This is a genomic window from Pseudoalteromonas sp. GW168-MNA-CIBAN-0100, from assembly GCF_040309225.1.
GTDB lineage: Bacteria > Pseudomonadota > Gammaproteobacteria > Enterobacterales > Alteromonadaceae > Pseudoalteromonas > Pseudoalteromonas arctica.
Genome location: NZ_JBEOOL010000293.1, coordinates 1 through 335, shown reverse-complemented (window position 1 = coordinate 335; position 335 = coordinate 1). Strand labels below are relative to the sequence as shown.

Annotated in this window: 1 pseudogene; it reads left to right on the top strand. The window is 44.8% G+C overall.

The features are described from left to right. A pseudogene (locus AAEY62_RS21175) lies at window positions 1–335 on the top strand (cell surface protein); the annotation flags it as partial.

Below are 335 nucleotides of genomic sequence, written 5' to 3'. Positions count from 1 at the left end.
AAACCGTAGCTAAAACAACAAATACAACATTTAGTAATGAAAAACCCAAAACAAAAACAAAAGCAGAGCCCAATACCGCAGAGTTTGAAGCCGCGGCTAAAAACACCTTAGAGCGAATAAAAAATGCCAGCGACTTTGCCGAGCCAGAAGTACGCATGTTCGATCCCGATGCACCACTGCCTACTAAAAAGCAGCGTCAACAACAGGTTACTCAACAAGCGCCAGCAGCAATTAATGATCAAACGCCAGCTCAAAATGCAATTGAGCCCGCCAATATCAGCCCAGAGCCAATTATTGCGCAGCAACCAACAACGAATATACACCCCCCTGTAAAC